Consider the following 11,471-nt stretch of genomic DNA (forward strand, 5'->3'; position numbering starts at 1 on the left):
CATTTATTGTATGTAAGCCTGAAAATTTGCAACACTCTGGCGTCGTTTATAACCAAAGTGTTGCAAACTAACTATTATGCGGGATCATCAAGCTTTCTAACCCCGCTTATATTATTGTATGATAACCTTTTTACGATATACAGCCTTACCGGTTACACTCATTACTTCCATTTGGCATATATACATACCAGCCGCTACCCGATTTCCATCACTTCCCTTTCCATCCCAGGTAACTTCATGCAAACCGGTATCAAATGTACCATTCACAAGACTGGTAACTTTCACCCCTGTAATGGTATATATGTCCATCCGAACCTGGTAGGACTGTTCTGATTCAGCCAGAGCAAATGGAATAGTAGTAGTCTGATGGAACGGATTTGGATAAATCTGGCCTAAAGAGCCAAACTCAGGCTTCAAATTTTCCTGAATGTATTCGGCTGTGCCATAGTACATCCGGAATAGAGCTGACTTACCCAATTTAAATTTGTACTCTGTCCAGGATGTTAGGTCTATCACTTTGTTTTGCTGTACATCAAATAAGATCCACTTCTTATCGGTATTCTCAGGCAATTTGTTTGTCCATGAGAATGTAGCATCCTGAGTTCCCAACCCTGAACCAACAGTAAATTCCCAGATAAAGTTTTCCTTCACAGGTACCATATCTTTGGTAAAGTACTTGGCAAAATATTCCGGGTGTTCAAATCGAATATCCAGATACTGAGGTAAACGAGGTAAAGCAATGCGATCTAATTTGTCTTTTCCAACAGCAGCCCGTTCATGCATACCCAAACCTGCAAGATTATACGAAACATCATTTGCCTTCACTGCAAAATTGATTTCCCATAATGCGCCCTCAGTAAAGGCTGATTTTACTTCAGAGCTTGTCCGCCCACTATTGATGGCCTGATTTAATGTTGTTGGAACCACAATACGAGTATCTTCATCCACAAATACAAATCCTCCTCTGTATTTAGGCAACACTGTACTATTGAGATATCCATCATCATATGTAAACAATTGCACTGTTGTATCCAGACTGCTGTTGGCACTTTGTACATCATCCCAGGAAACATCAAAACGATACGGATTACCAATCTGATTCCAACCTCTGGTCAGAAAGATCGGGAACAAGTTGGTTCGGTTCCGACGTACAGTAGTACCAGGTCCTGTATCCAGTGTATCTATTCCAGCCTGATTTCTGGACAAAAACCAATACCCCAGGCCAGGTTCGATTTGGGTTAAACCATTCTGGTATTCCTGTGACTCCATAGTTTCGGTATTATAATGGAAGATCCGCCATTTCTTAATGTCATAGAGCCCCAGATCATCTCTAAACACCGCACTTATATCTGTGTTTTCAAGTTCGAGAGGTACAGATAAAATGTCATATTCTTTTGTTTTGCTTCCAGCTTTCAAAGCTCCTCCTTCAGAGAACAAGCGGCCAGATTTTGTAAACTTATGATAAGCGTACAAAATAGTAGTCTGAGAAGGATTACTATTAAGTGTACTATCAAATGTAAGCTCAAAATAATATTCTAATCCGATTTTATCCGGATCTATCATTTCACGGGTTATTGTACCTGTAAAAGACAGACCTTGTAAAGTCAGATCCTGAGTTTGCCAGGCAGTGGTATCAGCACTTGTAATTCCACGATAATACATTTTTCCACTAATGCCAGGTAATCTCTGTGATAACTGAGCCTGTACCTCCATAGCAGCAACAGTATCCGGAACAAGCAACTCTTCTTCTGAGGCAGTCAACTCCACCGGAGGAGCCTGTTCTATTGTAAAACTCCATGATGTAGGATCAGAAATACCTGTATAGGCATTGTTAGCCCGGTCTGTTATAGCCCCATTTCCAATCAGAACATATACTTTAGATAACGGTTCAAATGCACTAGATGGTTTTATAATTAACTGATTGTCTGCAGTAGTTATTTGAGAACTACTTACATCAAGTACAGTAGAAACTCCATCAACAACCAACGTAACAGAGCCTTTTCCTTTCTGAATGGGTTCTGTAAAAGTTGCCTTTAAGATAGCAGTCCGGCTTACACCTTTTACATTAGGAGCTGGGTCCAGTGCATTTAAGGATATAAGTCCAGGAGGAATATCATCAATGAAAGCACTTGATGTAAAATACCATATTCTCTTATCAGTAATACCTGCAAATGGATTACCTGAAAGGTCTGTAATACTATTTGGATCTATCAGAACAGAAATCAGTTCACTTGTTTTTGGTAAATCACCTGAAGGGTTAATAATAAGCATATTATTAACAACACTTATTTGGTTACTACCAAATGAAATACGATACAAAGCAGCATCATTCTGCATAATAGTCACATTCGCAGTGGTTTTAAGACTTTCATTAATTTTAATAGGTTCATTGAAAGTCACAATCAAATTGGTATTATAAGCAACCTTTGGGGCACCCACTTCAGGAGAATACGCATTTACAGTAGGCGGATCCTTGTCTTCAATATAGAATGTCCATGGATCGCTATCACTAAAACCAGCAAAGCTATTATCATTAGTATCGACAAAAGCACTGGAAGGAATAATAACTTTTACAGTAGCACCGACAGGGAAGCCTGATGGGAAGTTGATGTAGACTTTTGCAGAATCACTGGCATCTACTTCAACACCAGAGCCTTCTACATCAACTGTATTAACAGTAGAATTTACAATAACTCGAATCACTCCTTCATATTTCTTCATCTTTCTGTCGAATATCAGTGTCAGTCGTACTGTGTTAGCACTTACTGTATCACCACTATCGGGTATACGTTGTTTTACAGAAGGCATAGTTGTTACAGTACTGTTCAACGTACTGAAGTTCCAGTCTTGAGGGTCAGGAATACCAGCTTTATTTTTGTATACAAACTGATTACCAGCTAAATCTGTAAAGGCATCACTTGGAACAATTACGTTCACGTTAGCACCAGGAGCCAGATCGTGATCCGGATTTATTGTTACTATATTATTATTCAATGTAATTTGTGAACTGCTCACTGGAATTACACTTTCCACACTGTTGTTGTTAATAATGATATTCCCTTTTCCTTTACGAATACGCTCTGAGAATACAATTTTCATATTCTGGCTGACTTTTACATTGGAAGATCCATCATCCGGGTCCAGTATCTGAACAATAGGTGCAATGGTATCCGAAGGGTCAGCAGTCAGGAAGTTCCACTCCTGATCATTTACATATCCTGCGAATTGATTCCCTACACTATCTACAATAGAACCTTTGCTAATTTGTACGGAGACATTTGTATTAGGAGGTAATTTTGCAGGAGGTGTTATAGTCAGTATATAAGATCCTGTCTGAAGGTTATTCGAAAATTTCAGATAAGAACCCGCATCTTTAAAATTTAATGTCTGCGTTCCTATAGTGAGGGTTCCCTGTTGATTATTAAAGATGGGTTCATTGAAACTCATAATCAACTGAGAGTTCAGAGGCACATCTACAGCATTGTCTCTAGGTGAAAGAGTACTCACTAAAGGAGGATCATTGTCTGGAGGTGGCACAGTAGTGAAGTTCCATTGCTTATCAGCAGCTTCAGAGTTAACGCCTTTATATGCATTGCCAGCCAGATCCATAAATGTACCAGAAGGAATCTGAACAGAGATATTACTTTTGTAAGGTAACCCATCCGGTGGGGTAATGTATACAGTTCTCCCATTGGCAGCAATCACTACAGCCGGGTCATCCACAGCAATAGTTTGTGTTGTGGAAAGAGTGCTACTTACTTCATTTAGAAGAATGATGCCTGCCCCCTTCTTAATTGCCTCATTAAATGTAATAGAAAGAACAGCATCTATCTTAACATATGTACTGCCAGGAGTAGGTATAAAGGCAGTAGCAGTAGGCGCATTGACATCTGCAACTGTAAAATTCCAGGTAGAAGCATCATTGATTCCTGCATATTTATTTCCAACCAAATCTTCAAAAGTTCCTTCAGGCATACGAATGTATACTTTGTCTTCAGAGTTGAAGGACCTCACCGGAATAGTCACTTTTGTACCATTGGTAATCTGTGTTGCTGTAGCTAGCACACTATCTCTAACTACACCATTAACATAAACATAAATACGTTTGTTAGCAATAGCTTTCACTGTTTCTGAAAAGGTCAGCTCTAACGGAGTATCAGGTGCCACATTTTGTGTTCCGCTGACGGGTCTGTATGTAACAATCCGAGGAGGTATCACATCTCGAACTGTAAATTTCCAGGTATCTACTCCTATACCCAGAAACTCATTTCCACTAAAGTCTACAAAAGAGGCAGCATCAACAGTTACATACAATGTACTGCCAGAAGGGAGCAAACCATTAGGCCCTGGATTGATTAATATCTGATTCGGGTTTGAAGAGTTAATTGATACCTGTGTTGCATCTTTCACATTAATAGTATATAAGGCATCTGCCACACCGGTTCTAAAGATTCGTACAAATCCAATATTTGGTTTTACAGGCTTGTCAAATGTAATACTTAGTATTTTATCCTGACCAACATCTGATGCGGTACTAAGCGGATCTAATGTCAGAGCAATTGGATTGGTGTAATCTACTATTGTAAAGTTCCACGCAGAGGTATCTTTCAGTCCAAAAGCATTTCCATCCAGGTCGGTAAACGCACCATCAGGTATATATACTGTTACCCTAGCATTGGAAGGGAAAGCTGTTGACTGACGAATTATCACAGTAGATTCTCCATCTTTCATCCTTACCAGATTGGTATCAGTCACATTGATAACCCGTCCTGTAGTACCAGTGGTTGTTTTTAAAAACAGGTTAATTTCTCCTTTACCTCTTTTCATAGCTTCCGAGAAATTAATGACCATTTCAGTATTGGATGCAACTCGGGTAGCTTCATCTTCAGGAGTTTTGTTGGCAATATAAGGGAGCACTACATCCGAAACTGAGAATTTCCAGCTATCTGCTGTAGTTAGTCCGCCATACGTATTACCAGCAAGATCTGTAAATACATCATCAAACATAAGTATACTTACAGTAGCACCTGACAAGAACTCCTTATGTAGAATTGACACCTGTGATACCGTTTTATTTCCAACGGTAATAGTAGTAATCTGTACAGAATCGTTGGATACAGACATAGTCTCTGTACGGTTCCCCTGCTGATTGCTAACTTCTGTAAGAATGATTTTGCCTGTTCCTTTCTTAATTCTCTCACTAAAAATCATAATCAATGGTGCAGTTGTAGCAACACCACTCTGTCCAGGTGTTGGAGATAATCTATCAACTGTTGGCCTGATTATATCAGCAGCCTTAAAGTTCCAACCAATCAGACTTGTTAATCGATTACCAGATAAATCTTCTACAGCCGAAGCAGGTACTTGAACAGTAACTGTAGCTTCAGAATCAAAAAGTGTTGTATGCGAAATTTTCATCACAGCTCCACTAATCTGAACTCTAGCATCTGTAACAGAAATCTTCTCTACCTTACCAGTACTTTGTGTAATAGTAATTGTATCTGTAGCAGAACCGATCCGTATACTTTCGCTAAATGTAATTGAGATCACTTCATCTATTTTTATACCTGTAGTTTGTCTGTCCGGTGAAAGCGTTTTCACTATTGGAGCTATAATATCAACTATTTTAAAGTTCCAGGTAGTCTGACTGGAAATACCAGAATAAGGATTGGCGCTGCTGCTTAAATCCACAAACACTCCGGCAGGCATCGTAACATATACAGAAGCTTCCGATGGGAATGAAGGAAGATTACTTGTGAATGGATTAATGGTTACAGTTTTATTATCAGAAGAAATGCTAACGGCTGCATCATTCACAGGAATTGGATACGCTGTACCATTAACAACCACACGAATAGTACCTGTATTTTTCTTTACTGGCTTGCTGAATGTTAGCTTCAACAATGCGTTTACCGATACATTGGTAGAATCGTCTTCAGGTGAAAATACCCTAACAAAAGGCACATCAGTGTCAACTACCTTAAAGGTCCATACTTTGGCATTCTGCAATGCATTTCCAGCCAGATCAGTAAATGCGCCTGCTGGTATTGTTACTTCGATAGTTGAATTAGAGCCAAAGTCATCCGGATCAATGGTTACTGTATTTCCTGTTATTTTGACTTTGGCAGTATTGGTCACATCAATTGTCTGACTTGATCCTGAAGCAGGCTTTAGTACTATCGTTCCGGCACCTGTCTTCACGGCCTCATTAAACGTAAGTGTCACGCTGGAATTTACAGGTGCATCCGGAGGATTCTGAGGAGAATAGTCAGTAATGGTTGGGAAGATATAATCTTCAATAGTAAAATGCCAGCCTGTGGAAGTAGTAATTCCAGCAAACTTATTTCCGGAAGCATCTTTAAATGCTCCAGCTGGTACCAATACATATACATCGGCATTAGATGGCCATGAACCAGAAATCGGGATAGTAACAATCTTCCCTACAGGAGTCAGAGTACTCACAGGGATTATATGTTTTCTAACCTGATTTACATACACGCTAATTGTATCTTCTCCTGAAACTACATCCTCACTAAAAGTCATAGTGAGTAGTTTATTTCTACTTACATTCTTCTCTTCATTAACAGGTGAAAGTGTAGCGACAGGGGCTTCTACATCTGCCACTGTGAAGCTCCACTGATACCCTACAGATCGGTTGTTTTCTACATCCAGGAATGCCCCATCCGGTATAGTCACTGTCACTTTAGCTCCTGAAGGTAAATTTTGTGGTAATTGAATAGAGATGGTATTTTGCCCAATGATGGTTACCCGACTACTGGTGACATCAATGGATTGAGTAGTACCTCCAGCTGGTGCGATAGTAATCTTACCTGTATTTTTCTTGATCGCCTCACTAAATGCAGCAAGTATAGTCACATTAGGCTGTACATTGGTCTCATTCTTGTTTGGATCTGTTGTCTGAACAGTAGGAGCTATTACGTCTGCTACAGTGAAACTCCAGTTGTTAATACCATCAAATGCATTTCCTGCCAAATCCGTAAATGCTCCAGCAGGAATAATTACGGTTATTGTCCCTGCAGTAAAGTTAGCATGAGGAATAGTAATCGTTCGTTTATCATCAGAGAAAACAATACCTGCATTAGGAAGAGTAATACTCCCCTGAGGTAAAATAGTAATCGTGCCACTATTTTGTTTGACAGGCTCACTGAACGTAATACTTAGTGTTGTTGCGGGTGCTACATTAGTTGATCCGATCGTTGGGGAAAGTGACTCAATAGTAGGCTTTTCATTATCAATAACTGTAAATGACCAGACTGTATCACTGGTTATTCCAGCATAACTGTTTCCAGACAAATCGGTGATCAATCCCTCCGGAATCAATATATATACTTTCTGCCCGGATTTGAATGAGAAGCTTCTGTTTAATGTTACAATTCCAGTTGTCCCAAATATAACATTGTTGATATTGATACGTTGTATCTCACCACCATTGTTTATAGTGATATCACCATCTGTTCCTTTTTTTACTTGTTCACTGAATGTAAGTACTAACTCCCTGTTAACACCTACATTCGTTTCTCCAGGTGTTGGGGAATATGTCCTTACCGTAGGCGCAGTAATATCACCAGTCGTAAAGTTCCAGACTGTAGTACTGCTGATACCAGCATAAGGCAAGTTAGCCAGATCTGTAAATGCTTTTCCATCGATCAAAACATACAAAGATGTTTCTGAAGGCAAAGTTGGTAGTGTATACGTAATAGTGTTACCTGGCAAACCACTACCCGAACTGGCATTTAACGTTACTATCGGTGTGGAATTATTTTGCTGATAAATGGATATTTTCCCGGTTCCTGCTTTGACTGTTTCTGAAAATGTCAGCTTCAGCGTAGTATTAACAGAGACATTAGTTGAATTGTCTGTAGGAGTAAAGGTATTCAGAGTTGGAGGAATAACATCATTTACTGTAAATTTCCATGGACTTCCACTGCCAATTCCTGCAAACTTATTATTATTTGCCAGATCCACGAATGTACCTTCATCCATCGTAACAGATACAGTCGCTCCGGAAGGAATACCATTAGGGAAGAAACTGGATAGAATCACATCCACAATTCGTTTATCACTCCGAACTGATACAGCAGAATTTGAAACAGGAATGACCACATCATTGGTTATACCTGTAACCTTTAATCGAATATTGCCACTACCAATCTGAATATCTTTATCAAAGGTAAAGCTTAAGTTAGTATTGGTGGGTTGATTGGTTGCCCCCAGCGTTGGTGAATAAGCAGTAATGACTGGCGCATTGGTGTCAATAGTAGTAAATGTCCATTTACCCGGATCTTTTATTCCTGCAAAGGCATTTCCGGCCAGATCTGTGAATGCACCATTATCTATTAGTACATAGACACTAATTGCTGTAGGCAGATTAGCACTCAACTTAGCTGTAACAACACTTCCATTTACTTGTAGCAAAGATGTATCAGCTACAGATATAGTCTGCAACAACGTATTATTGCTGGTTTGGTAAATAGAAAATGATCCTGTACCCGATTTCTTTACAGCTTCATTAAAAGTAATAACCAGATTGGTATTTACTGCCACTCCTGAAGCAGTAGTAATCGGACTCAAAGAAGCAATTTCCGGTGCAACAATATCTGCAGTAGTAAATCGCCATGTCTGATCATTACTAATCCCTTCAAAGCTGTTGCCTGCCAAATCTTTAAATGTACCAGGGAATATCAATACATAGATAGTATCATTTGACAAAAAGCTACTATGAGGGATCCTGGCAGTAGTAGCATTTGTTAATGTCACCTGACTTATATCAACAGTCTGATTAGCATTTTTGGATGAGAACAACAAAATTTTACCAGATGTGCCTTTTTGAATAGCTTCATCAAACACAATAATCAATGGATCATTTACTCCTACATTCCCTTTGCCGTTTGTAGGGTTAAGAGTGGAAATAGCAGGGGCTTTGCCGTCTGCTACTTTAAATCGCCATTCTGTAGCAGAAGAAATACCATCAAAAGCATTGCCTGCATTATCCGTAAATGCACCTGCATCTATGGTTACATAGATTTCAACTCCAGAAGTTGGAAGAGCATTGTTTAGAATTGTGACCGTATTACCTGTAATCAGTACTTTACTTGTCGTGTTGGCAGAGATGGTCTCTATAGGATTGGAAGTACCTACCTGATAAATTTTAATCTTATTGGCAGTTCCGGTACCAGCTTTAACAGCTTCACCAAAGGTAATAACCAAGTTAGAGGAAGAAGCAACATTCGTTGCAGTATTCGCAGGTGATAATTGAGTATAGTTCGGTTTGGTATTATCTATAATTGTAAAGTTCCAGTCTGTTGTATTTGAAATACCTGTAAAGAAGTTACCAGTTGAATCGGCAAAGGCGCCATAAGGCACCAAAACAAATACAGAAGCCCCAGAAGCAAATCCACCAGACTTAATTGCTGAATAATTTATAGAAACCACATTATCAGCAATGGTCACATTGGAATTAGAAATTGCGATGCTGGTTGGAATTCCATTTTCAGAAATAATAATAGACCCAGCTCCTTTTTGAACTTTCTCACTAAAAGTAATTTTCAATGTTTTGTTACGGGCAACATTGGTAGCATTATCAGCAGGATCTAATCCATTGGCAGCAAGTACAGGTGGTTGTGTATCTGCCACTGTAAACTTCCATGCTCCAGAAGCTATACCAGAGAAAACATTTCCTGAAAGATCTGCAAATGCAGTAGCGGGAACTTGTACAGAGACCGTAGCTCCTGAAACCAAAGCAGAAGGCAAGGTTATCACAACCGTATTGTTTGTAATCGTAACCTTGCTATCTGTGACATCAATAGTCAATGTTGGATTTCCAGTACCTTGTGAAACGGTAATATTTCCGGTTCCCTTCTTAATAGGCTCACTAAATGTCATCACCAGACTTGTATTCGCAGTTACATTGGTTGCGCCATTGGACGGGTTCGTATCACTTAGAGTAGGAGCCTGAGTATCTGCAACTTTGAAATTCCATTTGGAAGCATCAGTAATCCCTGCAAAAGCATTTCCTGCATCATCCGAGAATGATCCAGGAACTACTAACACATATATAGTAGCACCAGAACTAAAAGCCTTAGGAGGCGTAATTGTGACAATATTACTGTTGGTACCACTGATTACAACACTGGAACTGTTGACAGGCACAGTCTGTGAGTCACCAGAAGAAGAGACTAAGAGAATAGAACCATTTGACTCTTTATTTATTTTCTCACTAAATGTGATAACCAGTTTGGCGTTAGCAGCTACATTGGTAGCATTATCCAATGGCTGTAATTGTGTATAAGTAGGTGGTATAGTATCTGAAACTGTTTTGAATCCCCAGGTAGTAGTGTCACTCGCAGGAATTCCAGCATAGGCATTGCCTGCCAGATCCTGAAAAGCTCCTGATGTAATCTGAACACTTACATAGGTATTAACAGGCAATACCAGTGGTGGAGTAATGGTTACAATGCTATCTTGTACTACTACAGCATTTCCAGTAACGGGAATACCCTGACTAACAGACCCTTTATCTAAGACAATCGTTCCACTCGCCCCTTTTTTTACTTTTTCACTAAATACAATCCTTAATTTAGCAGTAGGCATAACACCCGTTGTACCATCAGCAGGATCATAAGAAATGGCAGTAGGATTTATGTAGTCGACAATCTGGAAAGTCCAGTTAGCAGTAGTATTACCTGCAAATTTATTTCCACTTACATCTTCAAATGTGTTAGCAGCAATTTCAACACTCACACTGCCTGAAGATGGAAAGTTGTTCACCGGATTAATCGTCACAATACTGTCATTAGAGATTGTGACCAATGCACTTGTTACGGCAATAGTTTCCAACACTGTGCTACCTTGCTTAATCACAATGTTGCCAGTTCCTTTCTGTACTTTTTCAGAGAGTCTAAAAACCAGATTAGCATCAGCAGCCACATTCGTAGCTCCATTAGCAGGACTATAACTATTGGCTACTAAAGTAGGTGCTATGATATCGGCGGCCTGAAATGACCAGCTTGAAAAACCAGCGAATTTGTTCCCACTTAAATCTTCGAATGTATTTGCCCCAATACTCACACTTATGCTTCCAGAAGATGGAAAATCACTGGTAGGATTGATGGTTACAATACTGTCGTTAGTGATTGTTACATTCGAGGCAGTCACAGCTATAGTTTCTACCACTGTTGATCCGTTTCTAATCACAATATTTCCTGTTCCCTTCTGTGTTTTTTCAGATAAACGAAACACCAGGTTAGCATTAACAGCTACTTTGGTTGCATTGTTTGTAGGAGACAAACTAGAAGTGATCAAAGCCGGAACTGTATTATCTATTGTAAAGCTCCATGCATCTGAACTATTGCCTCCATAAACATTACCTGTCAGATCTGAAAATGCACCAGAAGCAATTGTCACTGTAATATTTCCAGCTGCAGGCAGATTGTTTACAGGATTGATTGTTA

The 11,471-nt window shown here is 39.4% G+C and carries 1 protein-coding gene; it reads right to left on the reverse strand.

All coding sequences use genetic code 11. The features are described 5' to 3' along the window. Positions 1 to 111 precede the first annotated feature (111 nt). A complete protein-coding gene (locus tag QNI15_RS28255; protein WP_314034993.1) occupies positions 112 to 11,424 on the reverse strand; it encodes an Ig-like domain-containing protein in 11,313 nt (3,770 codons plus the stop codon). Positions 11,425 to 11,471: the final 47 nt, after the last annotated feature.

Source organism: Xanthocytophaga flava, assembly GCF_030068545.1.
In the GTDB taxonomy this organism is placed as follows: Bacteria; Bacteroidota; Bacteroidia; order Cytophagales; family 172606-1; genus Xanthocytophaga; species Xanthocytophaga flava.